Genomic DNA, 24,999 nt, shown 5'->3' on the forward strand with positions numbered 1-24,999 from the left:
CAATCATTCAATATTGTTATATATCAATTTAATTTCATACTAGACATTTTCAGCGATACAAGAGAGGAAATATTCATGCCTCGAGAGAATGCTTGCCCGCGCCTAGAATTGAGTTCCACCGGCAGTACAAGCCGTCATTCAAACAGGACCGACGTCGCCGATTTCGGCTCCCGCTCCTCGCGTTATGGCTGGGGGATCGATGTTCGCGCTACATATGCCCATCTTCCATGCCAATGGTTCTGGACCTGGCTGACCGGGAAGTATCCGGTCCGGCACGAGCCGCGCCGTCCTGTCGAAACGTTGCTCGCGCCCTGGCAGCTCGGTCTACAGCTTCTGTGGTCTTGGGGACTGATCGCAGCATCCTTGGTCCTTGGCGCCCACCTTTACAGCAGCCCCTACATCGGCGTGGTGACCAAGGTGGTCTGCACGCTGGCACTGTGGGTCATCGTAACCAACAGGACCCGCGGCCTGCTCCATACTTTCCACTATACCAACCATGGTGCCTCCATCCGCAACCAGCAACTGGCGCGGTTCCTCGGCAAGTGGTTCATGTCTATTCCGGTCATGCACCTGACCTGGGACGAATATCATCGCATCCATGCAGGCGATCATCATGCCAGCACATCCCTCTGCACGGAGGATGATCCGGATGAACAGTTCATGACGGACCACGGATTCTATCCCGGCATGCCGGAGCGGCTGTTCTGGCAGCGTCTGGTGCTGGCACCATTTCACCCGCGAGCGATCTGGAACCACATCCTCTTTAGGCTGCGACACAATTTCATTATTCCGGAGCGCTCTGAAATCATTTCGCGTATCGCCTTCTGGGCGGTGGTGCTTTCCGTCGTCGCGGCCACCGGTACGATGGACATCTTCCTCATCTACTACATGGTACCGCTTTTCGTGGTCACCCAGTATTCGTCCTGGTTACAGCACACGACCGAGCACCTTTGGTTTGCCACCCGGCCGGCAGACGTCCCGCCCTTCGTTTTCTATGCATCACTGACGTGGGGACGTTTCCTTGGTCGGCCTTATCCGCGCGATGAGCGGGGCTATCGCGGCTTGCTGTTGCGAGGAACATGGTGGGCGCAGGTTTTCCTCGTCGATCTCCCGGTCAAGCTGTTTTCCTTCATGCAAGATCTGCCGAGCCACGATTTCCATCACCGCTCGCCCCGGGTGAATTTCTGGTCGATTGCCCGTGAACGCGCGGCTGCCGAGGGGCTGCCTTCGAAATATGGTCCAATGGCCGAAACCTGGAGTCTTATCGAGAGCTGGAAAGTCGTCCGCGACCAGGTTTGCTACGGCGAGACAGATGCCTTCGGTATCTGGAAATGGGCACGCGAACGCGAACGTAGCGCACGACAGGTGAACCAGTGCCCATTGTGGGACTCTGCTCAGCGCGGGCGGGAAACCGCCTAAGTTTCAACTTCCACGTTTCCATATTTTCACAGTTCGTCAGGAGAAAGCAATGACGCCGGAAGCCGCGCGTGCCCACAACCTGTCTCATGGCTTTATAGACAGGGGCCTCAGTCAAACCATCTTGAAGGAAATAGCAAGCTCCACCAAGGCGCCGCCATCCGCGCCCTATCAGCCCGAAATCAATCTCGACCTGGAGATGCTCCACCGCCGTTATTGGGAAATACGCAACTCGATACCCAGCCTGCAGTGCCGAAATCTGCCTTTCTACCTGATGATCAGGGAGAAATACGCAGATTTCAGGTGGCATATCTCCGACGATGGGGTCGTCATCGATTATCATTATAAAGGGCTAAAACCGAGCCTTCTGTCGCTGCTGATGGAGCGGGTTCCGCACTACACTGCGAGACCCGCGGATCCGCTCGATCGCCTACTTCCAGACATCGCAGCCGAGATCCGCGTGGTATTTCACGAGGTGGGGATCGTCGCGCCGGAAAAGGCGCAGCTGGAGAAGCTGGCGCTCTGGCTGCGCAAGGGTCTCGATGGCGAGACCCTGACCATCGTTTCGCCGGTCTGCCCTGACTATGCGGTGGAGCCCATCAACGAAACCGAAGAAGCGGCCGGTAACGGACCCGACCGGCGCGTGCGCGCCCGCCGCCATCGGTTCACATTCGCAGGCCTCGGCGAGGATATCGGCGTGACGGCTGCCCATCTGTTCCAAGCGGCGCCACGGCTGCACGCGCTACTCTGCGAGCGGCTTGGTCTGGATGTCCGATATCTCGTGGCGCCCGGCGATTTCGAAGGGTTTTCCGACGAGACCTGCCAGCGCCTCGGCGTTGATGATGCGACCTTCCTGAGGAAGGTCGCGGCCCAGGCGCGGACGATCCAACAGCGGGCGCCTATTGCCGTTGCCAGCCATCCCTTCACCGACCTATGCGGCGGCCGACAGGGTTGGATGATGCGATGGAAGGAAATGCTTTTGCGCATACGGGACGGCGACCTGTCCGCCATTGGGCGGGAACCGTGGGTACGCGCCACCGCGCTCGGTCGACGCGAGCTCTATGATCGCTGGTACGGCTGCAAGAATCGGGAAGACGGTTTCTATCTCGATATCGCCCTCAGGCAAGCTGCGGAATATGCGGCAATGGGGCAGATCGTTGCCGCAAGCAAGGACCTGCAAAATCCCCTCATCCTGGGTGCGGACGACCATAAAATGGGGCGCTTTTATTCCATCGCCTCGGAAATTCCTGTTCTCTATCTTCAACGAAACTATGAGTAGGGCCAATATATGCTGAAGAATGTTGGTGAAGTCAGTGAGTTCCAACCTGTCCCGATCCCGATCACCAGCGAGCATTTCGATATGCTCGCAGATAGCGGTACGGCAATGTTTCCCCCCGAGATCATCTTCACGCCGGAAGAGCTGCAGCGTATCGACACAGCGCAGTCGCAACTGCCGGAAGAAAAGGTTCTGATCGGCGATGCGGGAGAGCCCAATCTACTGCATGTCCGGCGGATCGTGGTGGATCTTGCCGGAGAACTGCCGCGCCGGGTCAATTCGCCCCATTCGGACGCGATCCTGGCTATCCTCGACGACGAGAGCAGGCGCGATTTCTTTCGGCGGCTTCTCGGCACGGAGAAACATCTTCGCCGCTGCCAGATCAATCGCATGACCCAGGGGTCCTTCATCGGACGGCATGTCGACCGCGACAGCAACCCGGATTACGATGTGGCCGTGGTCATCCAGCTCGGCAAGAGCTTTTCAGGCGGCGAATTCGTCGTGCACCCCACAGAAAGCGAACCGACTGTGTTTCGTCCCGAATACGGCACCGTGCTGGTCAGTCGTTGCGAGGTCCCGCACGAGGTGCTGACCGTCACCTCGGACGAACGTACGTCACTCGTGTTCTTCCTGTCGGATCATGCTGGTAAAAACCGGCGTGTCCTTCCCTGAGACGCCAGTCCTGCAGCCGGTGACCACGGGCTGCAGGAAACCCTTCCTGACCAAGAAGGCTCGCAACATCGATCCCGCCTCCGTATGGGGCCGGAGCGAGAGCGACGCGTCCGACCGGGTCTGCGGTTTCTGCTGGTCGGCCAAAGGCGGCGCACTGTTCTGTCCGGAGTGCGGAGACACTTGGGTTTTATGCTTCGACGACGAACCTGTGCGTGCGAGCGTCCTCTGCGTTTAACGATTGCTGCCATCTCAATCTCCAGGTGCGATCGACATGACGCGCAGGAAGCCCCTTTGCCAAGGATAATTTCAGCACGCTCGCCTTGGCCAGAAGGACCAGACCGGTTAACGTTGGCGCGAAGCAAATCGAAGACGACGCATGGCAGCCAAGACGACACTCAACGCGAAGAACCTAGAGGTGCTCGGCGCACAAAGGCTTGCCGAGCTTCTCATTGAGATCAGCACTGGCAGCGCCGCACACAAGCGTCGTCTCCGGATGGAGATCGCAGGCAGCCACAGCAGCGCGGATGTTTCCAGAGAGGTTCGCAAGAGGCTGTCAACGATCATGCGCGCCCGTACATTCATCGATTGGCGCAAGGTCAAGGCAATGAAGATGGACCTGGAGACCCAGCGCAAGACGATCGTTGATGCCGTTGCGCCGCATGACCCCGCCGAGGCCTTCGAGCTGATCTGGCAGTTCCTGGCGGTCGCAGATCCGCTGTTTGGGCGGTCGGACGACGGCAGCGGTTTGTTGATCCAGAGCTTCCATCAGGCATGCCATGATGCCGGGGCGATCGCCAAGGCTGCGAATATCGACATCGACGTGCTCTCCGAAAAGATATTCACGGCATTGCAGGACAACGGCTATGGCCAGTTTGACCGGCTGATCACGGCCATGATCCCAGCTCTGGAGAATGAGGGCCTTACGCGTCTCAGAGCGCTTTTTGTCACCTGGTCGAAAGAACCGAAAGAGAAAGCTCGCAAGACGGACCGGACAGTCATCGGTTGGAGCAGTGCTGGCGCGATCTACGAGGACGAGGTCTACGGCAACCATAAAGACCTCACAATCCGCATCGCTCTCCAGGAAATCGCTGACGCTTTGGGCGACGTGGATGCCTATATCGCACAACAGCCCGAAAAGACACGCGCAACGCCGATGGTTGCAGCAGACATCGCCAACCGCCTCGTATCAGCGGGACGAGCCGAAGAAGCTTTAGAGGTGCTCGACAAAGTTGAGACGAACAGACGAACGGATGTCCCCTTCGAGTGGGAGTTGGCCCGTATTCAGGCGCTGGACGCACTAGGGCGTGGTCAAGAAGCCCAGGCATTCCGGTGGAGGTGTTTTGAGCAGTCGTTGAACGATGAGCATCTGCGCGCCTATGTCAAACGCCTGCCCGACTTCGATGACATTGAGGCGGAGGCGAAGGCGTTCGGCTACGCGCAGGCATTCCCGAACGTCCATCGTGCTCTGCACTTTTTCCTGCGCTGGCCCTCACCAGCAGAGGCAGCAAAGCTGGTCATGAAGCGAGAGGCGGAGCTGGATGGGGACCTCTACGGACTGATGACGCCGGTTGCGGACGCACTGTCCGCGAAACAGCCGCTAGCAGCGACAGTCGTCCTTCGATCCATGATCGACTTCACTCTGAGAAATGGCCGATCGAGCCGATACAAGCACGCAGCACGACACCTTGCAGAATGCGGCTCGCTGGCGAGCCAAATCGAGGACTTCGGGAGCAGACAGTCGCACGATGCTTATGTCGCTGACCTGAAACGAGAGTACGGGCGGAAGTCGGGGTTCTGGAGCCAGGTGCAGTCATCCTAGCCCGAGCTTGCGAGCGTCCTTCGAGTGTCCGTGCCATCGCCATGTGATCTCCAATCGACATTGAAGATCACGCACAGGATGCGCCTGAAGGGAGTTCCCGGTATGATTCTGGCGGATTTTTGAACCTGAGAGCCTTAAACTAACTCTGTCTCTCGATGTTGCCTCACGTGCTGCAACGCCTATCTTCACGGCCTCGCAAATGTAATAAGAAATTCCGAACCAATGGAGCGCAGCTTGTGATCAGAGATACTCAGGAACAAAGCATTGTCGATGGCCTATCCCAGCGACACGGCGTCAGCCAAGGCGTCATCGAGCATCTCACAATGGCGTTGATTGCAGGCAACACCAATCAGGCGCAGTTCAATCACTCCGAGCTTGGCGGGATGGGGCAATGGTCGAACGGCGGCATGATCATGGTCGGAGACATGTTCAACAATGGCCTGAAGCATCGCGTTGACATGCTCTGCTCCGAGATCGCCGATCACATAAGGTCAGGTAGACTGTCTGGCCCGAAACTGGATCGGCCTCATCAGTCTCAAAGCCAGGGAAACGGTAACAGCTTTTTCTACCAGTCGAGTTCGCAAAACAGCTCCTGGCCGCAACATCTGGGACAGGCGTCGTCAACGGGTTCCCAGAACAACCTCCGCTACGCGTTCTTTCCGGCAAGCCGCCGGTTGGCCATCGATGTCAACGGACAGATCACTGTCTACGATACTCAAGATCACAACATTGGCGGCTTTTCCCAGCAACAGAGCGGCGACCAGTCCCTGACCTTCACATCCCAGCATGGTCTTATCCGTGTGGCTGATCTCGATATCGTCCCCACGAGCGACAACCCGGACGCGCCCCAAGTCCCACAGAGTGCGGCTCGGATACAGATGCAGCCAGCGGAAGTTCCGCCAATGGCGCCTCCAAGTGTAAGCGCGGTTCCAGAACAGACAGCTTTCCACCAAGACGACATCATCAGCAAAATCGAGCGGCTCGCAGGTCTGCGTTCAAAAGGTATAATTTCAGACGAAGAATTTGCCGCCAAAAAGACAGAGCTACTTGACCGACTATGAGGTCGGCAAAACGGAAAACGCGCTGGTCGACTTCATAGAAAGGCTGGCGTTCAGTGGAAAGGGCCGCAGTTGTGACGTTGATCAATGTGAGCCGAATAATAAACCGAAGATAAAGCCAGGTTTTTGACCAAAGCCATTGTCACCCCTGGGTCTGTTATGGCGGAGAGGGTGGGATTTGAACCCACGATACCCTTGCAGGTATGCCGCATTTCGAGTGCGGTGCATTCGACCACTCTGCCACCTCTCCGCGGGCACGAACTGTAAGGTTCGTGCGGGCGTTCTCTTAACCAGCAAACAGGATGCGCGCAAGGGTTAAATGGCTGCTCTGGCAGCGGCGGTGCAAGTTTTTGATGCTTTTGTGACCTGACACTGTTTTGCTTGGCGAAATGGGTCAGCAGAAGCGGTGCTCCGATCAGAATAAGGAACAAGTTCCCGGTTTTCGTGTTTCCAAATCAACGTATGAGGGGGAAACATGACAAATGGCGTCGCGGAAACGGCTCGTGGAGAACAGCAATATTGGTCGGTTGTATCAGGTGATTCTCCCGTCATCGCCACAGCCATTCACGATGGTCATGCAACGCGCTCTGAGGTCGAGGAACTGATGGCGCTGTCTGGCGCGCAGCGGCTTCGGGAAGAAGACCCGTTCACAGCCGATATGATCGCTGGACTGGTCAACCGCGTTGTTGTCAACCACTCCCGGTTTGAAGTCGATCTCAACCGTGCAAAAGATGAGGCGATTTACCTTGAGCCGCAGCAGGCATGGGGGCTAGAGGTGTGGAAGGACAGACCGCCCGAACAGGTGATTTTAAGATCCCTCAATTTTCACGATGACTATTATGCCACGCTCGAGCATCTGCTGATGCAAATGCAGGCTCGTCACGGAGCATTCGTGCTTCTTGATGTTCACAGCTACAATCATCGCCGCGATGGTGCGGACGAAAAGCCTACAGCGCAAGCCAAGGCGCCTGATGTCAACATCGGCACGATCTCGATGCAGAGAGACCGCTGGGCGGATGTGATCGACGCGACGATAGAGCACTTTAGCGCTGCCAAGATCGGCGGGCGACGCCTTGATGTGCGGGAAAATGTAGCTTTTCAAGGCAAGGGCGAACAGACACGCTTCGTGCATGAGCGCTTTCCTCAAAATGGCTGCGCGATTGCAATCGAGTTCAAGAAAATCTTTATGGACGAGTGGACAGGCGAGCCGGACGTCTCGATGATTCAGGATATCGGCAAAGCGATCCAATCGCTTGAACCAATCCTTGAGGATCTGCTGGCGGGGCGCAGATGAGTGCGTCACAAACCAAGGACTTTACTGAAACAAATCGAGGCCTGGAACAGGTCGCAGCGCTCTTGGGTGAGGGGAAGGCCATTCGGCAGGATATTGGCCTTGATGGACGGCTGCACATCGACAGACCATTGCCTTTCATCTGCCTGCACCTCATCAACGGCGCAAATGGGCTTGCGGCGCGTGACATCGCGGCTGCAAATGCGTCCTATCTGATTGCCGCCGACGTTGCGGAAGCGATGCCGATTCTGGATCTGGTCGGCACCGAGATGAAAAAGCGTTTCGGCGCCTTCATCGTGCTTGATATGGGCGAGTTGGAACACGACGTCCTCTTGGCGGACGATTCGCCATTTTTGCCGCAGTACGACGTGAGGGTCTCCGCCACGCCGGACCTCGAGGCGCAACATGCGGAGCGTGTTTTTGTCAAAGCCGTTTGCGACGCTGATATTCGGTTTCGGACGCCTCGCATTATCTACCCGGACGCTGAAAACAATCCCGTCTCTCATCTGAAGGCAGCCGGGCTGCGATTTTCCTGTATCGGCGTACGCTTCGCGCCCATTTATCGCCAACCGGAATCGGGTGCGGATTACCCCGGGCTTCGCGAAACGATGATTGCGGATCTGTTCGATGCGGGACTGCGTGCGTTTGCTGCATTTTCCAGCACGTCGGACATCTTGAAAGTCACGTCTCATCGCGCATTGGGCCGTAAGGCATTTGTGGACGCTGTGCGCAGAGCCGATCGCTCGGTCGATGATATCGCGGCATCATTCGATTTTCTGCTTTCGGTGACGCCGATCAACGCACGCAAGGCGCTTGCAGACTTCAAAGCGAGCAATTTTCAGTCCGCTCCGCATTTTCTTTATCGTCCTTTGAGTGTCGATATCGAGGAGCAGAAACGCAAACTTTATTCGGTGGCTTTTGATCACCTGGAAGACCCTGTCCTTTACAATCTCTACCGTGAAAAACAGCAGGAGATCGATCTCCAGCTGAGTATGCTGGCACATCTCCACAAACGTCAGTTCACAGATTTCAGCCGGGCGCTTTACGGCTCTGTCGAGCCGTCCTTACTTGCTCTTGCCCAGACCGTCCTGGGGCAATGCCCTCGTCCAGATCATGGCGAGGAGATTGCCATGGCGGATTGTTACGAGGTAACGAAAAAAGCGCGCGAAATGGTGAATGCCTATCACCTCGAAGATCCTACGTTCGACGCGCGTGTTGATATCCGTGACGATCTGCCGCCGGGTTTGATGGTATCTGGCAGCAAGTTGTTCGTGTCGCGACACACAGTCATGGAAAAAAGACGACTGGATGCATTGTTGCATCATGAGATCGGCGTTCATCTTCTCACCTATTTCAATGGCTCCGCGCAGGGTCTGCGGCTCTTCAGAACCGGGCTTTCGGGATACGAGGGTGTGCAGGAGGGCTTGGCCGTTCTGGCTGAATATCTCGCAGGAGGCATGACGCGTGATCGATTGCGGTTGATCGCCGGGCGCGCTGTTGGTTGTGCCGCGATGCTGGATGGTGCTGAATTTCTGGAGACGTATCGCTTGATGACGAGCGAACATGGCTTTGATGATGCGGCCGCGTTCAACATGGTGCTGAGAATTTATCGCGGGGGAGGGCTTTCGAAGGACGCAATCTATCTTCGCGGACTGAGTGAAATCCTCGAGCATTTGAAAAAAGGTGGCTCACTCGATCCGTTCTGGATGGGAAAGATTTCTGCGGCTCATTTTCCCATCATGCAGGAACTGGCGTTGCGCGGCCTTCTGCGTTCACCCGTCATCAGACCCGCATTTCTCGGTTCTACCGAAGCCCAGGAACGCCTCGACATCATACGATCAGGATTACCGATAGCCGAGATGGCAACCTTGTAAGGGAGGACACATGCGTATCGCTTTTTTCGTGAATTCAATCGAAGGCGAGCAGCCGACATTCGCGACGGGACTGCTGGCTATGGCAGCACTCAACCGTGGCCACGAGGTCATCTATCTGACGCCGGGTGATTTCACGTTGCGACGGGACGACTCGCTTGTGGTGCATGGCCTCGTGGTTCCACGCCAGAAATACAAGAAGACCGAAAACTTCCACGCGCTGCTTCAGGAAAAGAAACTGGAGCGGGAGACGATCGACATCGAGGATATAGACGTGCTGATGCTGCGGAATGACCCCTCTCTGGATCAAACCGCACGTCCATGGGCGGTTCATTCTGGTATTCTGTTCGGTCGTCTGGCCGAGCAGCGGGGCGTCGTTGTCTTGAACGATCCTGAAGGCCTGGCGCTCGCTCAGAACAAGCTCTATTTCCAGAGCTTTCCAGAAATCGTCAGACCGACGACGCTCATCTCGCGCAACGTCGAGGAAATCAGAGCCTTCGCCGATGCCCACCCGAAGGGCGTCATCGTCAAGCCTCTGCAGGGTTCGGGCGGCAGAAATGTCTTCAAGATCGGATCCAGTAAGGAGACCAATCTCAACCAGATTTTCGAGGCCGTCAGCATCGAAGGATATTTGATTGCGCAGGCCTATCTGCCTGCCGCAAAAGAGGGTGACATTCGCTTTTTCATGATGAATGGCGAGCCGTTGATGCGCGACGGTCAGTATGCCGCCCTTCGTCGTGTGCCTGCAAAGGGCGACCTGCGATCCAACATCCACGCCAGCGGCACGGCAGAGGCCGTCGAAGTGAATGATGCGGTGATCGCACTGGCAGAAATGATGCGGCCGAAACTGGTGGAAGACGGCATGTTCTTGGTCGGCCTCGATATCGTGGGAGACAAGATACTCGAGGTCAACGTCTTTTCACCCGGCGGCCTTTCGCACATTCGTGAACTCGCGAATGTGGATTTTACCGATACGATTATCGAAGCCATCGAAAAGAAAGTCGCCATGCAGCAGGCATCTGCGGGCATGCTGAACAACCGGTTGCTGGCGACGCTGTAGAGGCCGCCAGTCCGATTGCCGTCACGCGTTGCGAAGCCGCCCTTGCATCAGATCGATGACGGCACGGGCGGCTTCCAGCACGTTGGTGCCGGGGCCAAAAACAGCCGCCACGCCATTGGCGAGCAGGAACTCGTAATCCTGCCGGGGAACCACACCGCCCACGATAACGATAACATTCTCCGCACCCTTGTCTTTCAGGGCTTGGACCAGTTGTGGCGCAAGCGTCTTGTGACCCGCAGCGAGCGATGACATTCCCACCACATGAACCTTGTGTTCGACGGCGAGCGTTGCAGCCTCATCCGGTGTCTGGAACAAGGGGCCAGCCAGGACATCGAAACCGATATCACCAAAGGCCGACGCGATGATTTTTGCGCCGCGATCATGCCCGTCCTGACCGAGTTTCGCGATCAACATTTTCGGTTTCGAACCAACAATGTTGGACAGTTCACCCAAGCGGGTACACAGCGTTATATATTCCGGGTCGTCCTCATATGCGGCGCCGTACACATCATGCACAACTTCCGGAACTGCTGTATGGTCTCCGAAAACGCTGCGCATCGCGTCTGAAATTTCTCCGACGCTTGCGCGGGCGCGGGCGGCTTCAATCGCGGATTCCAGCAAATTGCCGTTCCCGGTGCGGGCAATTTCGGTCAATCTTGAAAGAGCTGCATCGACGGATGCTTGATTTCGTTGGCGGCGAAGCATCTCCAAGCGTTTGATCTGCGATGTGCGAACGACGGTGTTATCGATATCAAGGATGTCGATGGGGTCTTCATTTTCGAGACGATACTTGTTGACACCGACAATGATTTCCTCCCCACGGTCGACGGCTGCCTGTCGCTTGGTGGCCGCTTCCTCGATCAACCTTTTCGGCAGGCCATCATCGACGGCTTTCGTCATCCCACCGAGCGCCTCGACCTCCTCCATCAGGGCCCACGCTTTTTCCGCGAGGTCGTTCGTCAGGCTTTCGACGTAGTAAGAGCCAGCCAGCGGATCGATGACTTTCGTGACGCCGGTTTCGTGCTGGAGGATAAGCTGGGTATTGCGGGCAATGCGGGCGGAGAAATCGGTCGGTAGTGCCATGGCTTCGTCGAGCGCATTGGTGTGGAGCGATTGCGTTCCGCCGAGTGCTGCCGAAAGTGCTTCATAGGCAGTGCGGATGATGTTGTTGTAAGGGTCCTGCTCCTGAAGCGATACGCCCGATGTCTGGCAGTGGGTGCGCAGCATCGAAGACGATGCCTTCTGCGGCTTGAATTCTTCCATGATCCGCGCCCAAAGCAACCGTGCGGCGCGCAGCTTTGCCGCCTCCATGAAAAAGTTCATGCCGATTGCGAAGAAGAACGACAGTCGTCCGGCAAAATCATCGACGTTCAAACCCTTTTTCAGCGCCGCGCGGACATATTCACGTCCATCTGCCAGGGTGAATGCCAGCTCCTGCACCAGTGTCGCTCCGGCTTCCTGCATGTGATAGCCGGAAATCGAAATCGAATTGAAACGCGGCATTTCCCTCGCCGTATATTCGATGATGTCGGCAATGATGCGCATGGAGGGTTCGGGCGGGTAGATATAGGTGTTGCGCACCATGAATTCTTTGAGAATGTCGTTCTGAATGGTGCCGGATAACTTTGCTCTGGAGCAGCCCTGCTCCTCACCCGCGACGATGAAGCTGGCGAGGATGGGGATGACCGCGCCGTTCATCGTCATGGAGACCGACATTTCGTCGAGCGGTATCCCGTCGAAGAGGATCTTCATATCTTCCACGCTGTCGATGGCGACACCGGCCTTGCCAACGTCGCCGACCACACGCTCATGGTCGCTGTCGTAGCCACGGTGGGTCGCAAGATCGAAGGCGACGGAAAGTCCTTTTTGTCCTGCGGCCAGATTGCGCTTGTAGAACGCATTGGATTCTTCCGCCGTTGAGAAGCCGGCGTATTGGCGGATGGTCCAGGGACGGCCCGCATACATGGTGGCGCGAGGCCCGCGCACGAATGGCTTGAAGCCAGGCATGCTGCCGAGGTGGGGAATGTCCTGGATATCGTCGGCGGTGTAGAGCGGCTTGATATCGATACCTTCCGGCGTCTGCCATACAAGGCTGTCCGGCGACTGCTTGAGCTCTTTTTCCGCAAGCCCAGCCCAGTCCTTTACCGTCTTTTCGTCGGACATTCCCGTCTCCTCACCTTGTTGCATTCCAGCCCTTGGCAACCGAAATGCGTCGCTCCCGAACGGGTGTGCGCACTCCACACACCTCTAACGGCAAGATAGGGAGCCCGCAGCGGCAGCACAACCAAAAACACCGCGCGTGAAGGCAGCCCGGCCCTGACAGCGATACGGCTGGCTTCAGAAACTTGTGCGTTTTTTAACAATACGCTCCTCGAAATTGATGTATCCTGACGTCAATAAAAGGAACCGGAAAATTCGGACCACAGGGGAATATCGAAGAATGAGATACGTCGTCGATAATGTCGGCGGTCTTGCTGGAGGCGATGCCTGGCAGGCCGCAGTAACGGAAACATACTTTCCGCTGGATACCGAGTATCGCAGCCGACGCGAATTTACCGGGACACTGGAAACCTGGTCTCTGGGGCTGGTGGGTGTGTCGCGGATGCAGTGCGACGGCGTGAGCTACAAAAGGCACCGCCGCCATTTCCTGAACGAAAGTGATGCCAGCCTTCTGGTTTCCATTCCCGAGCTCAGCGAGATCAATTTTTCTCAGGGCTCGCGTAGCGTCAAATGCAATCCCGGTGGTTTTTTGCTGGAACGGGGTGATGCGCCCTACGAATTCTGGCATGGGCGGCCCAACGCCTTGTGGGTCCTGAAGGTGCCATCCGCCAGCGTGCGATCCCGCATCGGCTCGACTGACCGGTTCAGCGCCTTGAGTTTCGATGGTACGAGCGGCGTTGCCGCATTGTTTCTGGATACCGTGCGCACCACCATCGGGCATGTTGAGGGTCTCAGTGAAGCGGCACGAGAAATGACCGGCAGACATATTCTTGAAATGCTCTGCCTGTCGATCGTCAGTGACGACCGGGTGCTGGACAGCAGTATTTCCTCCATCCGGGCGGGCCATCTGCATCGGGCCGAGCAGTATATCCGCGACAACATCAAGAGCCGGTCGCTTGGGCCACAGGCCGTGGCGGACGCTGGCGGAATTTCCCTGCGCTACCTGCAGGGACTGTTTCAGGAAAGCAACAAGTCGATCAACGGCTTCATCCGCGATAGCCGCCTCGACCATTGCGCCGAGGAATTGATGTCGGGGACCAATACGGCGACTATCGCCGAAATCGCCTATCGCTGGGGATTTGCCGACCAATCGCAATTCTGCCGACACTACCGGACCAGATTTGGGTGTTCTCCCAGCGATACGCGCCGGCAGGCCGTGCTGCGGGCACGCTCATCGCCGGACACGCTTCGACACTGACGCAATAAACCATCCCATTTGAGAGGATGTCGACTCTGGCCGCCTGTGCGGTTGGCCGGGCAGCATAACTGCGGCCTCAAACAGCCTTAAGGATACGAGAATGACCAGAACCAGAGTTGCCGTGGATGTCGGCGGAACCTTCACGGATATCTGCATCATGGACGAGGATACAGGTGCTATCCGTATCGAGAAAACCGGTTCGACGCCGGATGATCCGATGCGCGCCATTCTGAACGGCGTAGAGCAGGCCGGTATCGACCTGTCCGAAGTGACCATGTTTTCCCATGGCACGACGGTGGCGACCAATGCCCTGATCACGCGCCGCCTGCCGCGCGCCGCGATGGTCTGCACCGAAGGTTTTCGTGATGTCGTCGAAATTCGCCGGGCCAACAAGGAAGACCTTTGGGACACCTACAAGGATGTTGCCAAGCCTTACATTCCCAGGCGCGACCGGCTGACGGTGCGCGAGCGCGTGGATGCAGAGGGCGTGGTTTTGGAGGTGCTGAACGAGGAGGATGCCCGACGCGTGGCCGAAATCCTCAAGAAGCGAGACGTGAAATCGGTGGCGGTCTGCTTCATGAATTCCTACGTCAATGGCGCGAATGAGCGGCGTATGCGCGACATTCTGAAACAGGTCATGCCGGATATTCCGGTGTCGGTGTCTTGCGAGGTCATGCCGGAAATTTTCGAGCACGAACGGTTCTCAACCACCATGGCGAATGCCGTCTGCGCACCGGTCGTTGTGGATTACGTGTCGCGCCTCAGCGACAAACTCGCAGCAGGAGGATATCATCGGGATCTCTTGCTTCTCCACTCGGGCGGCGGCGTCATGACGCCTGCCAGCGTCAGAGAATTTTCGGCTCGCCTTGCCGGTTCCGGCATCGCCGCCGGTGCCATCGCCAGCCGTTTCATCGGCAATCTCTGCGGCTTCCCCAATTCCATCGGCTTCGATATGGGCGGGACCAGCACAGATGTGTCGTTGGCATGGAACGGCCAGTCCCGGATCACCAAGGACTGGTACATCGAATATGGATATCCCATTCGTTTCCCGTCAATCGAGGTTCTGACCATCGGTGCCGGTGGTGGTTCTCTCGCATGGCAGGACGAGGGCGGATCGCTGCGCAACGGTCCGCAGTCCGCCGGTGCCCATCCGGGACCCGCCTGCTATCGTAACGGCAACCCGGTCGCCACGAATACCGACGCGAATGTGGTTCTGGGGCGGCTCGGCAGCAGCCTTGCGGGCGGCAAGATCACGCTTGACCCGACGCTTGCGGCGACGGCGGTTCAGGAAACGGTCGCAACCCCGTTTGGAATGAGCCTTCACAAGGCTGCCGAAGCGATCATCGCGGTTGCCAACGCCAATATGGCCAATGCCGTACGCCTTCTGTCCGTCAGTCGTGGTTACGATCCGCGTGATTTTGCGCTGGTCGCCTTTGGCGGTGCTGGCGCGCTCCACGGGGCGGCGGTCGCCAGGGAACTCTCCATCCCAACGGTCATCGTGCCACCCAACCCCGGTGTCACCTCCGCCCTTGGATGCCTGCTGGTGGATGTGCAGCACGATTTCTCCGAAAGTTTCATGGCGGACGCATCCGCCGTTGCCCCCGACGAGATGGAAGCGGCGTTCCAGCGCATGGAAGGCCAAGCGACGGAGCGGCTTTCTCATGAGGGGATCGCGGCCGGTGACATGGCTTTGCAGCGCATGGTGGAGATGATGTACCAGGGCCAATGGCGCTCGCTTGCCGTCAATGCCCCCGCAAAGATCGAGAGTATCGGCGCGTTGATCGAGGCCTTCCACGCCGAACATGAACGCGAGTTCAATTATCGCCGTGATGAGGCCCCTGTCTCGATCTTCCGTATTGCCATCCAGGCTGTCGGCATCGTTCCCAAGGCCGACCTGCCGAAATACGAGGTGAGGGACCACGCACCCGACCCGGTGACACGACGGGCGGTCTGGTTCGATGGCATCGCCCATGACGCCGCCATCTATCAGCGCGACGTGCTGGAGGCGGGGGCGATGTTTACCGGACCCGCCATCGTGGAGCAGTTCGATTCCACCACAGTTGTGCCACCGGGCATGAGCGCGCGGGTCGATGCTTTCCTGAATATTCTGATCGGTACGAAAGGCTGAGACATGACCAAGTTTGCGGAAACAGAAAACGGCCTCGACCCCGTGACCTTCGAGGTCTTGAAGAACTCGTTCATCACCACGGTCGATCAGATGGCGGAGCAGATGCTGCGCACCTGCTATTCCTTCGTCATCTACAACAGAGACTTTTCCAACGCGCTGCATGATGCCGACGGCAATTCCGTTGCGCAGGGCAATTACGACATCGCCGTGCATGTTGGCACCCTGCACAACACCTGCAAGGAGGTCATCCGTGTTTTTGAGGGCGATATGGCCCCCGGTGACGTCTACGCGATCAACGATCCCTATGCCGGCGGCACGCATTTCAGCGATGTCCGCTTGGTGCGACCCATCTTCGACGAGGATACGCTGATCGGCTTTGCCCAGTCCAACGGTCACTGGTCCGATCTTGGCGGCTCCGTTCCCGGCTCTTTCGATGTCACGGCGCGCGACATGTTCCGCGAAGGTTTGCGGATTACGCCCGTGCGGCTTTTTCGGCAGGGACGGTTCTGCTCTGATGTGGCCAACATGATTGCCGCCAACACGCGTGACCCCGCGTCCATCATCGGCGACATCCACTCGCAGGCACAGGCGACGCAGGCGGCAGAACGCGAACTGCTGCGGTTGACGAAAAAATACGGTCGCCACAAGGTCACGCGCGGCATGGAGGAGGTGCAGGATTATGTCGAGCGTGCCGTGCGAAAGCGGCTCGCGGAACTGCCCGATGGCACGTGGGAGACTGTCGATTATATCGACCGCGATCTGGGTGCCGGGGAGGGGATGATCCCGATCCGCATCAAGATGACGATCAAGGGCGATGCCGTTCACTACGATTTCACCGGCAGCCATTCGACGATTGCCTCCATGTACAACTCGGCGCCCGGTGCGACGTTCTCGGCTGTCGTTGCGGGCATGAAGACCTTCTTTCCCGATCTTCCGCTCAACAGTGGTTTTTACCGTATGATCCATGTGACAGCGCCAAAAAACAGCGTCGTCAGCGCCGAGTGGCCTGTTGCCGTGACCGGCTTCCTGATGCCGTTTGAAAAAATCATGAATGCCATTTTCGAGATGTGGTCGCAGATCATGCCCGAACGCGCCATCGCCTGCGCGTTCAATCTCGAATATCTGCTGGCCGGTGGCCGGGACGCACGCAAGCCTGAAAAGCCGATTTTCATGTTTTATGAATGGCTACCAGGCGGATGGGGCGGTCGCAACGGCAAGGATGGTGCAGACGTGACGACCGCGTGCTTCGGCACCGGGCTGATGTCCCAGCCCAATGAGGGCAATGAGCGCGTCAATCCAACCCGCACCACCGAGTTTCAGATCAAGAGGGATTCCGCCGGTCCGGGCAAATGGCGCGGTGGCGTCGGTGTTCAGAAAACGTCCCTTCTGCTGGAGGCCGAAGGCGCCGTCATGTCCTATATCTGCGACCGCGAACGCGCCGTCGTTTGGGGCGTCGAGGGTGGGCTTCCATCCATGCCGCATGGCTTGACCATTCGCCGTGCCGGTGAAGACGCCGACACATGGCTCGGCTCCGTGTTTTCGGATTACCCCGTCTATACGGGTGACGAGTTTGCGAGACCGACAGCAGGCGGCGGCGGTTTTGGGGATCCACTGGAGCGTGATCCGTCCCATGTCATGGAGGACGTGATCGATGACTATGTGTCCATCGAACGTGCGAAGGTGGATTATGGCGTGGTCGTGAAAGTCATCGATGCCGATCTTTGCGCATACGAGGTCGATAGCGCTGCTACGCAGGCAGCACGCGACGAGATACGGGCAAACCGCAAGGATTGGGCGCGCATGGATCCGCACGCGGTATCCGCCCGCTACAAGGCGGGTGAAATCGATTCACTGGACGCCGTGCGCCGTTTCGCCGTTATTCTCGACTGGGAAAGCGGTGACGTCTTGGAAAAAACAACGGCGCAGTTTCGCGAGAGTTTCGAGAAGCGCAGTGTCGCGCACTGGGGGTGACCGACGCTGGACACCAGAGCCATCTGTTTAATCGATATGACTTTCAAGAAACAACTATTTCACATGGAGTGCGGGCTCGGCCACTATGACGCAACGCCGCAAAAGACGGCATAAAAGGGGTTTTGAACGATGGTCGACAATCTGGAACGGTCACTGACCGTTGCCGGCACGATCGGTGAGGCACTCGCTGCAAAACGGCGAGGTGCCGCGATTCTGGCGGGTGGTACCTGGTTGATGCGTGATCCCAGACGCGGCATTTCGCTGCCACGCGATCTGGTCTCTGTGCACGCATTGGACGGTTTGAAGGCCATCGATATCGATGTCGGTACCGTCACCATCGGCGCGTCCGTCACGCACGAGGCGCTCGGGCAGGCCCTCCGCGGCGTTGCCGGTCTGGAAGCCATCGCAAGCGCCGCCTCGGTTTCTGCCAACCCGGCCATTCGGCGTGTCGCAACGGTGGGCGGAAACCTGTGTACCTCCGATTTTTCCGCAGCCGACCTTGTTCCGGCACTTCTCGCAGTGGATGCCATTGTGGAGTTGCGGGCTGATCACGCACAGATGCGATGGCCGCTTTCGTCCTTCCTTGCCAATCGCCAGGAACTGCTGGCCGATGCCATAATGACGCGTATTCTTGTTCCACGGGCGACGACAGCCAGCGTCCATATCCGCCTGCCACTGCGCCGTGCCGGAGATTACCCGGTTGCAATCGTGTCCTGTGCCCTGTCGAGCAAGGGTAGGATCAACGTGGCGGTTGGTTCCGTCGAGGATGTCGCACGACGCTGGACGAGCCTTGAAGACGCATTTTCGAAAGAGCCCGGTGGACGTCCCGCGACTGCGCAGATTGCCGCATCGCTTGCACGGGAATGCAATGACTTCAACGGGCGAGACGGAATCGAAGCCGACAGCTGGTATCGCTGCCAGGTTCTACCCGCACTGGTTCGTCGTGGCATGGAAACGCTTTTGCGCGAGGACGCGTCTTGATGACGGTTTCATTTCAAATCAACGGTTCGACTTGCCGTTACAGCGGTGATCCGATGACGCCACTGGTCGATGTGCTGCGAAACGAACGGTTTCTGACCGGAACCAAGGCCGTATGCCGGGAAGGCTTCTGCGGTGCCTGCACCGTGCATGTCGATGGAGAGGCCGTCATGTCGTGCCTTCAGCCGGTCGGCTTGCTGGACGGCGCGAGCGTCACCTCTATCGAGGCCATGTCGACCGGCGACGGGCCGTTGCACCCGCTTCAGGCAGCCTTCGAAGCCGCTGACGCAGTTCAGTGCGGCATGTGTTTTCCCGGCATGGTAATGAGCCTCTCGCATTTTCTGCGCGACAATGCAGGCGCGAGCCGTGCCGATGTGAAGGCGGCAATGGTCGGCAATATCTGCCGTTGCACGGGTTACGAGCGGATCATCGATGCCGTCATGGGCGTCATTTCTGGAGCGCGCGCCGATGGTTGACGTTTCCACCACCGTTATGGACCTTCCGCGCCGTGACGCCCGCGACAAGTTGCGTGGTCGCACCCGCTATACCAATGACCGCGCCCGTCCAGATATGCTGCACGCCGTGTTATTGCGCTCTACTGTTCCCTGCGGTCGCATTGTCAGGCTCGATGTGTCTGCCGCACTCGGTTGCCCCGGTGTGCTGGCGATTGCCACGGCTGCGGATGCGCCGGGAAATTACGGCATCGGCATTGCCGATCATCCGCTGTTTGCCGTGGATATGATCCGCTACAACGGCGAACCCATCGCCGCAATCGCTGCTGAAACCGAGGCTGAAGCACGTGCGGCGCTGAAAGCGATTACTCTAGAGATCGATACGCTCGACCCGGTTCTCACCATGGCCGACGCTTTGGAGACTGACGCGCGGCTGGTTCATGAAAACTGGCGTGATTACGAGGTTCTGGCGGAGGGCGGTACCCGCTCCCGCAACATTGCCTGGGAAGCGAAATCGGTCCGGGGCGATGTCGATGCAGCGTTTGCGCGCGACGACGTGACGATTGTTGAAAGCAGCTTTTCGGTTGGCCGGCAGAGCCACGTGCCGTTCGAACCGCGTGTGGCGATTGGCAGTTGGGAAGACGGGCGCGCGCATATTCAGACGTCGACGCAGGTGCCTTGGACCGTGCGCAATGTGACCGGGCGCGTCATGCAACTGCCACCAGGGCGCGTTCGCGTCACCGTGCCACCGGTGGGCGGTGCTTTCGGCCTGAAATTCGATGCTTCCATTGAGCCGATCACGGCCCTTCTTGCCCGTATGACCGGGCGCAGCGTCATTCTCGAAAACACCCGTCAGGAGGAAATGGCGACGTGTCTGTGCCGGGAAAATGCGGAGATCACCATTCGCTCGGCAGTGACGGCGCAGGGTGAAATCGTTGGACGCGAGGCCGTGGTGCTGATGGATTGCGGTGCTTATGGCGGTGAGCAGGTGTTTCTCACCACCATGACATCGCACACTTTGGGCGGCAGCTACCGGCTGGGAAGCGCCCGGCTCGTCAGCCGTGCCGTCTATACCAACACGCCACCCAACGGTGCGTTCAGGGCGTGTAACGGTGTTTACAATGGTTTTGCGCTGGAACGTCACACCGACGAGATTTGCGATGCCATCGGCATGGACGGGGTCGAGTTTCGCAAGCGCAATGTGCTTGGCGATGGCGATCCCGGTCCGACCGGTCAGATATTCGAAGGTGATGTGTTACGTCCGATGCTGGAGCGTATGGACGCATTGCGAACGAAAACCGGCACTGCCGAAGACAAGGCCGATGGTCGGCTTTACGGTCGCGCGACCACGGTTGGGACGTGGTTCATCTTCGTCGGCCCGTCTGCCGCGACAATTAACATGAATGCGGATGGTAGCGCCACGCTGGTGACCTCGGGTGTCGAGATCGGCTCAGGCACCATGATGCAGTCCCTGCCGCAGATCGTGGCTGGCCAGTTGGGATTGAGCCCTGATCAGGTGGTGGTAAAAGAGGCCGACACGGACGCGGCAGCTCTGGATGCGGGCGTCGGCGGTGGACGAACCACCGTCTCCATCGGCGCTGCCAGTGTCGGTGCTGCCGCCGAAGTGAAAGAGAAGCTTTTGCGCGCCGCAGGCGAGATGCTCCAGACCGCGCCGAACGATCTGGTCTTGCGAGCAGGACGGGTGGAAATCACCGGGCGTCCCGGCTCCGGGGTCACGATCCCGGCTGTCGTCGCACACGCCCAGGCGACGACGGGTCCGATCACAGGTACCGGCAGCTTCACCGCGAAGAACACGCCTGCCATGGCGGGTTGCGCGATGGGGCATTTCATCGACGCTCTCGATATTCCGGTCTTTGTCGTCCATGAGGCAGAAGTGGCAGTTGATCCAGATACCGGTCACGTCGAGGTGCTGGCCTATCGCGTTGTGCAGGATGTCGGGCGGGCGCTCAATCCGCGCGCCATCATGGGGCAGGTTCAGGGTGGTGTCGTGCAGGGTTTTGGCTATGCGTTACACGAAGAGGTGACGATGACGGATGATGGTCGCATCGCGCAGGATGGTTTCGAGACCTATCGGGTACCGCTGGCGCAGGATGTCATTCCCGTGGTGGCCGATCTCTACGAAGGCGCCCCGTCGATGGGGCCGCTGGGAACGAAAGGGGCAGGAGAGGTCCCGATTCTCGCCGTCGGGTCCGCCATTGCCTGTGCGGTTTCACGCGCTATCGGCAAGCCGGTTTCGCGCTTGCCGCTGACCGCTCCGCGGGTTCTGCGTCTGCTCCATGATCGGGAGCCTCCCTCTTTGCATCCTCATATCGCGCCCGCATGGATCGATAACACGTTGCGCTGAAAACCGCATTGAACGATATTTCGCATTACAACTCCAGCCAATGGGTCCGACATGAACATTCTTTCCAATTCGCTCGCCGCCGCAGACATTGCCTCGACAATGCACCCCAATACCAACCTGCGTCAGCATGAGCGCACGGGTCCACTGGTCATCGAGCGAGGCGAGGGCATTCGTGTTTATGACGATCGCGGCAAGGAATATATCGAAGGTCTGGCTGGTCTGTGGTCGGTGGCGGTCGGGTTCTCGGAGCCTCGTCTGGCTGAGGCAGCCTACAAGCAGATGCTGAAGCTGCCTTACTATCACACGTTCTCGTCCAAGTCGCATGAGCCTTCCATCCGGTTGGCAGAGAAGCTCGTCGAGATGACGCCTGCCAACATCACCCGCGCCTTCTTCACGTCGTCTGGCTCGGAGGCCAACGATACGATCGTGAAGATGGTCTGGTACATGAACAATGCGCTAGGCCGTCCCAAGAAGAAGAAATTTCTGTCACGGATCAAGGGATATCACGGCATCACTGTCGCATCTGGCAGCCTGACGGGCCTGCCGATCAATCACAGGGACTTCGATCTGCCCGCCATTCCGGTACACCACCTGACCTGCCCGCATTTTTATCGCTTCGGTGCGGAGGGAGAAGATGAGGCGGCGTTCACATCGCGCCTGCTTGCCGAGCTCGAAACCGTCATCACAACGGAAGGCGCCGATACCATTGCTGCCTTCATCGGTGAGCCGCTAATGGCTGCTGGTGGCGTCATGCCGCCGCCGGCGGGCTACTGGGAGGGTGTCGAGCGGATTTGCCGCGCAAACGATATCCTGATCGTTTCGGACGAAGTCATCTGCGGTTTCGGTCGCCTCGGGACGCCATTCGGTTGCCAGAAATTCAATTTCACGCCAGATATCATGACGCTTTCCAAGCAGATTACCTCCTCCTACATGCCGTTCGCGGCAGTCATGTTTTCCGATGCCATCTATCAGGCGATCGCAGACAATTCTGAAAAAATCGGCGCGTTCGGTCACGGTTTCACAGCATCCGGTCATCCGGTGGCTTCGGCCGTTGCGCTGGAAAACCTCGCCATTATCGAGGAACGTGACCTGATGGGGAACGCGGCCCGGTTGGAAGCACAGTTTCAAGCCGGTCTGCGTTCCTTTGCGGATCATCCACTCGTCGGCGAAGCGCGCGGTACCGGCCTGATCGGTGCGGTGGAACTGGTGGCCAACAAGGAAACCCGAAAGCCGTTCGAGAAGATCGGCAAGGCTGGTGCGATCGCGTCACTGATCGGCCATGAGGAGGGGCTGATCTTCCGCGCCATTGGCGACCAGCTGGCTCTTTGCCCGCCCATGATCATCACCTCGGATGAGGTCGACGAAATCATGGTTCGCATGGGCCGTACGCTTGACCGTTTGACCGGGGCAATAGCCGCTGAAGGGCTGGTCTAGAGTCACCGAGACGTCGCGCTTTCAGCCTCCGCCGCCCATCGTGACGGACATGAAAGCGCGGAAGGTCTTGGCTGCGGCTGGAAGAGGGCGGGCTTTTGCCCATGCAAGACCGACGTCCATACTCGGAATGGGCTCGACCAGTCGTTTGAGTTCGATGCGCTGTCCTTCAAGCGACCAGGGGCGATAGACCATATCCGAAAGAATCGTCACACCGACGCCTGCCGCCACAAGCGAGCGGACGGCTTCAACCGAGCTGGTGGTCAATACCGTACGAGGTTGCAGCCCGGCCACATCCCAGTATCGTGCAGCGGTTTCGTTGGCTTCATCGACTGTCAGCATCACATAATCTTCCTGCGCAATATCTGCCAGACTGATGTGATTGCGCAAGAGCAGATGGTGATCTGCCGAAAGCCACAGGCGACGGCTGGATCGCATCAAAACCTCCTCCTCCAGCTCCTCCGTGTTGCAAAGGTTCGACACCAGCATCAGCGCCATATCGATGTCACCGCGGGCCAGTTGTCGTTCAAGTTCCGTGCGCGGCAACTCTTTCAACTCGACGGAGATTTGCGGATAGGTCTTGCGAAACCGCGCATAGTATTTGGACATGAAGTAGCCGGTGACGGTATAGGTCATTCCAAGCGTCAGTTTACCCGAGTAACCTTCGCGCTCTCTCAAGGGGCTGTGCACGGCAGCGGCCACTGCGCCGGTGATGATACGGGCATGTTCCAGAAACCTTGCGCCTTCCATGGTCAAGCGCACTCCGGCGTGGGTGCGTTCCAGCAGTTTTACACCCAGTTCCTCTTCAAGCGCTTTTATCGCCGCAGTGACCGCCGATTGGGAAATATTGAGATTGACGGCGGCATGGCTGACCTGTCCGCTCTCAGCCGAAGCAATGAAATAATCAAGCTGTTTCAATGTGATGCTCATGAAAGTTCACCTCTCGAATGATTATCGTTTTTTTTGATATTACATTAAAAAAATTACTATTTCACAAGAGTAAAAACCTCAGACAAGATTTGTGCAACGCCGCAAAGACGGCAGCATATACAAGGGGAATTTCGATCATGAGCGTCACGCTGAACTGTGACATGGGGGAGAGCTTTGGCCTCTACCGACTGGGTGATGATGCTGGCTTGATGCCGCTCATCGATGCCGCCAACGTTGCCTGCGGCTTCCATGCCTCCGATCCCGACCATATGCGCTCGACGGTGCGGCGTGCCAAGGAGCATGGCGTAAAGGTTGGTGCGCATCCCTCGCTCCCCGATCTTCAGGGCTTTGGCCGTCGCGAGATGAAGATGAGCCGCGAGGAAATTGCCAACAGCGTCATTTATCAGGTTGGTGCTTTGATGGGCTTCCTCAAGGCTGAGGATATGCCCCTGCACCACATCAAGCCACATGGCAGCCTTTACGGCATGGCTGCGCGTCAGGAAGAGATTGCACACGGAATTTGTGATGCGGCTGAAATCTTTGGCGTGCCACTGTTTGGCATGACCAATACCATGCACGAAAAAATCTACCGACAGCGCGGCATCACCTTCATCCCGGAGTTCTACGCTGATCTGGAATATGCTCCAGGTGGAGCACTGATCGTGACCCGCGAGCATGATGCGAAAGATCCTGACCTGATGGCGGAGCGTTGCGTGCGGGCGCTGAAGGACGGTCAGGGCACGGCAAACGATGGAAGTCTGTTTCCACTCGCATGCGAGACCATCTGCGTTCATTCCGACACGCCGAATGCTATCGATATTGCCAAGGCCGTGCGCGAAGCTATCGCGCCCTGGCACTGACAT

Annotated in this window: 18 protein-coding genes and 1 tRNA gene; 16 read left to right on the plus strand and 3 right to left on the minus strand. The window is 58.0% G+C overall.

The annotated features are described in order from the left end of the window. Positions 1-75: 75 nt before the first annotated feature. From GGQ73_RS01890 to GGQ73_RS23220, 5 genes are all read left to right on the plus strand, one after another. On the plus strand, positions 76-1,419 hold the full coding sequence (locus tag GGQ73_RS01890; RefSeq protein WP_183893496.1) for a fatty acid desaturase family protein: 1,344 nt from the start codon (positions 76-78) through the stop codon (positions 1,417-1,419). A gap of 49 nt (positions 1,420-1,468) precedes the next feature. Further along, on the plus strand, positions 1,469-2,695 hold the full coding sequence (locus tag GGQ73_RS01895) for a hypothetical protein (RefSeq protein WP_183893497.1): 1,227 nt from the start codon (positions 1,469-1,471) through the stop codon (positions 2,693-2,695). 9 nt (positions 2,696-2,704) lie between these two features. Further along, on the plus strand, positions 2,705-3,364 hold the full coding sequence (locus tag GGQ73_RS01900; RefSeq protein ID WP_183893499.1) for a 2OG-Fe(II) oxygenase: 660 nt from the start codon (positions 2,705-2,707) through the stop codon (positions 3,362-3,364). Positions 3,365-3,740: 376 nt separating this feature from the next. Continuing rightward, positions 3,741-5,183 (plus strand): DUF6880 family protein, encoded by a 1,443-nt coding sequence (locus GGQ73_RS01905; RefSeq protein ID WP_183893501.1) that lies wholly within the window; start codon positions 3,741-3,743, stop codon positions 5,181-5,183. Positions 5,184-5,419: 236 nt separating this feature from the next. Next, positions 5,420-6,244 carry an SHOCT domain-containing protein gene (locus GGQ73_RS23220; RefSeq protein ID WP_252094094.1) on the plus strand — a complete coding sequence of 275 codons (825 nt, stop codon included), beginning with the start codon at positions 5,420-5,422 and terminating at the stop codon, positions 6,242-6,244. Between the two features lie 157 nt (positions 6,245-6,401). Here GGQ73_RS23220 and GGQ73_RS01915 read toward each other — a convergent pair. Beyond that, positions 6,402-6,491, minus strand: a tRNA-Ser gene (locus GGQ73_RS01915). Positions 6,492-6,716: 225 nt separating this feature from the next. Between GGQ73_RS01915 and GGQ73_RS01920 the strand changes: the two genes are divergently transcribed. From GGQ73_RS01920 to GGQ73_RS01930, 3 genes are read left to right on the plus strand one after another with little or no spacing between them, the layout of a single operon-like run. After that, entirely contained in the window at positions 6,717-7,535 is an 819-nt protein-coding gene (locus tag GGQ73_RS01920) for an N-formylglutamate amidohydrolase (RefSeq protein ID WP_183893505.1), read from the plus strand. Beyond that, positions 7,532-9,406, plus strand: a complete 1,875-nt coding sequence (locus tag GGQ73_RS01925) for a flavohemoglobin expression-modulating QEGLA motif protein (RefSeq protein ID WP_183893507.1) — start codon at positions 7,532-7,534, stop codon at positions 9,404-9,406. The genes GGQ73_RS01920 and GGQ73_RS01925 overlap by 4 nt, the downstream gene beginning before the upstream one ends. Positions 9,407-9,416: 10 nt before the next feature. After that, positions 9,417-10,463 (plus strand): glutathione synthase, encoded by a 1,047-nt coding sequence (locus tag GGQ73_RS01930; RefSeq protein WP_183893509.1) that lies wholly within the window; start codon positions 9,417-9,419, stop codon positions 10,461-10,463. Positions 10,464-10,484: 21 nt separating this feature from the next. Here the strand turns inward: GGQ73_RS01930 and scpA are convergent, their stop codons facing one another. Continuing rightward, on the minus strand, positions 10,485-12,626 hold the full coding sequence (gene scpA / locus GGQ73_RS01935; RefSeq protein WP_183893511.1) for a methylmalonyl-CoA mutase: 2,142 nt from the start codon (positions 12,624-12,626) through the stop codon (positions 10,485-10,487). A 277-nt stretch (positions 12,627-12,903) separates the two neighbouring features. Between scpA and GGQ73_RS01940 the strand changes: the two genes are divergently transcribed. From GGQ73_RS01940 to GGQ73_RS01970, 7 genes are all read left to right on the plus strand, one after another. Further along, on the plus strand, positions 12,904-13,881 hold the full coding sequence (locus GGQ73_RS01940) for an AraC-like ligand-binding domain-containing protein (protein ID WP_183893513.1): 978 nt from the start codon (positions 12,904-12,906) through the stop codon (positions 13,879-13,881). 100 nt (positions 13,882-13,981) lie between these two features. Continuing rightward, on the plus strand, positions 13,982-16,009 hold the full coding sequence (locus GGQ73_RS01945) for a hydantoinase/oxoprolinase family protein (RefSeq protein WP_183893515.1): 2,028 nt from the start codon (positions 13,982-13,984) through the stop codon (positions 16,007-16,009). Between the two features lie 3 nt (positions 16,010-16,012). Next, on the plus strand, positions 16,013-17,980 hold the full coding sequence (locus GGQ73_RS01950; protein ID WP_183893517.1) for a hydantoinase B/oxoprolinase family protein: 1,968 nt from the start codon (positions 16,013-16,015) through the stop codon (positions 17,978-17,980). 129 nt (positions 17,981-18,109) lie between these two features. After that, positions 18,110-18,961 carry an FAD binding domain-containing protein gene (locus GGQ73_RS01955; RefSeq protein ID WP_183893519.1) on the plus strand — a complete coding sequence of 284 codons (852 nt, stop codon included), beginning with the start codon at positions 18,110-18,112 and terminating at the stop codon, positions 18,959-18,961. Beyond that, positions 18,961-19,434 (plus strand): (2Fe-2S)-binding protein, encoded by a 474-nt coding sequence (locus tag GGQ73_RS01960; RefSeq protein ID WP_183893521.1) that lies wholly within the window; start codon positions 18,961-18,963, stop codon positions 19,432-19,434. The genes GGQ73_RS01955 and GGQ73_RS01960 overlap by 1 nt, the downstream gene beginning before the upstream one ends. Next, entirely contained in the window at positions 19,427-21,775 is a 2,349-nt protein-coding gene (locus tag GGQ73_RS01965; RefSeq protein ID WP_183893523.1) for a xanthine dehydrogenase family protein molybdopterin-binding subunit, read from the plus strand. Before GGQ73_RS01960 ends, GGQ73_RS01965 begins: the two co-directional genes overlap by 8 nt. A 51-nt stretch (positions 21,776-21,826) precedes the next feature. Further along, positions 21,827-23,209 carry an aspartate aminotransferase family protein gene (locus GGQ73_RS01970; RefSeq protein ID WP_183893525.1) on the plus strand — a complete coding sequence of 461 codons (1,383 nt, stop codon included), beginning with the start codon at positions 21,827-21,829 and terminating at the stop codon, positions 23,207-23,209. A gap of 21 nt (positions 23,210-23,230) precedes the next feature. Here the strand turns inward: GGQ73_RS01970 and GGQ73_RS01975 are convergent, their stop codons facing one another. After that, positions 23,231-24,136, minus strand: a complete 906-nt coding sequence (locus GGQ73_RS01975; RefSeq protein WP_183893527.1) for a LysR family transcriptional regulator — start codon at positions 24,134-24,136, stop codon at positions 23,231-23,233. Between the two features lie 137 nt (positions 24,137-24,273). Here GGQ73_RS01975 and GGQ73_RS01980 point away from each other — a divergent pair, with 137 nt between their 5' ends. Further along, a complete protein-coding gene (locus tag GGQ73_RS01980) occupies positions 24,274-24,996 on the plus strand; it encodes a LamB/YcsF family protein (protein WP_183893529.1) in 723 nt (240 codons plus the stop codon). The last annotated feature ends 3 nt before the right edge of the window (positions 24,997-24,999 follow it).

Origin of the sequence: Rhizobium skierniewicense (genome assembly GCF_014196515.1) — a bacterium.
In the GTDB taxonomy this organism is placed as follows: domain Bacteria; phylum Pseudomonadota; class Alphaproteobacteria; order Rhizobiales; family Rhizobiaceae; genus Agrobacterium; species Agrobacterium skierniewicense.

Coding starts and splice junctions, on each gene's coding strand:
- GGQ73_RS01950 (WP_183893517.1), top strand. CDS start 16,013: ATGACCAAGTTTGCGGAAACAGAAAACGGCCTCGACCCCGTGACCTTC.
- GGQ73_RS01970 (WP_183893525.1), top strand. CDS start 21,827: ATGAACATTCTTTCCAATTCGCTCGCCGCCGCAGACATTGCCTCGACA.
- GGQ73_RS01920 (WP_183893505.1), top strand. CDS start 6,717: ATGACAAATGGCGTCGCGGAAACGGCTCGTGGAGAACAGCAATATTGG.
- GGQ73_RS01890 (WP_183893496.1), top strand. CDS start 76: ATGCCTCGAGAGAATGCTTGCCCGCGCCTAGAATTGAGTTCCACCGGC.
- GGQ73_RS01905 (WP_183893501.1), top strand. CDS start 3,741: ATGGCAGCCAAGACGACACTCAACGCGAAGAACCTAGAGGTGCTCGGC.
- GGQ73_RS01955 (WP_183893519.1), top strand. CDS start 18,110: ATGGTCGACAATCTGGAACGGTCACTGACCGTTGCCGGCACGATCGGT.
- GGQ73_RS01930 (WP_183893509.1), top strand. CDS start 9,417: ATGCGTATCGCTTTTTTCGTGAATTCAATCGAAGGCGAGCAGCCGACA.
- GGQ73_RS01895 (WP_183893497.1), top strand. CDS start 1,469: ATGACGCCGGAAGCCGCGCGTGCCCACAACCTGTCTCATGGCTTTATA.
- GGQ73_RS01965 (WP_183893523.1), top strand. CDS start 19,427: ATGGTTGACGTTTCCACCACCGTTATGGACCTTCCGCGCCGTGACGCC.
- GGQ73_RS01975 (WP_183893527.1), bottom strand. CDS start 24,136: ATGAGCATCACATTGAAACAGCTTGATTATTTCATTGCTTCGGCTGAG.
- GGQ73_RS01980 (WP_183893529.1), top strand. CDS start 24,274: ATGAGCGTCACGCTGAACTGTGACATGGGGGAGAGCTTTGGCCTCTAC.
- GGQ73_RS01940 (WP_183893513.1), top strand. CDS start 12,904: ATGAGATACGTCGTCGATAATGTCGGCGGTCTTGCTGGAGGCGATGCC.
- GGQ73_RS01945 (WP_183893515.1), top strand. CDS start 13,982: ATGACCAGAACCAGAGTTGCCGTGGATGTCGGCGGAACCTTCACGGAT.
- GGQ73_RS01925 (WP_183893507.1), top strand. CDS start 7,532: ATGAGTGCGTCACAAACCAAGGACTTTACTGAAACAAATCGAGGCCTG.
- GGQ73_RS01900 (WP_183893499.1), top strand. CDS start 2,705: ATGCTGAAGAATGTTGGTGAAGTCAGTGAGTTCCAACCTGTCCCGATC.
- scpA (WP_183893511.1), bottom strand. CDS start 12,626: ATGTCCGACGAAAAGACGGTAAAGGACTGGGCTGGGCTTGCGGAAAAA.
- GGQ73_RS01960 (WP_183893521.1), top strand. CDS start 18,961: ATGACGGTTTCATTTCAAATCAACGGTTCGACTTGCCGTTACAGCGGT.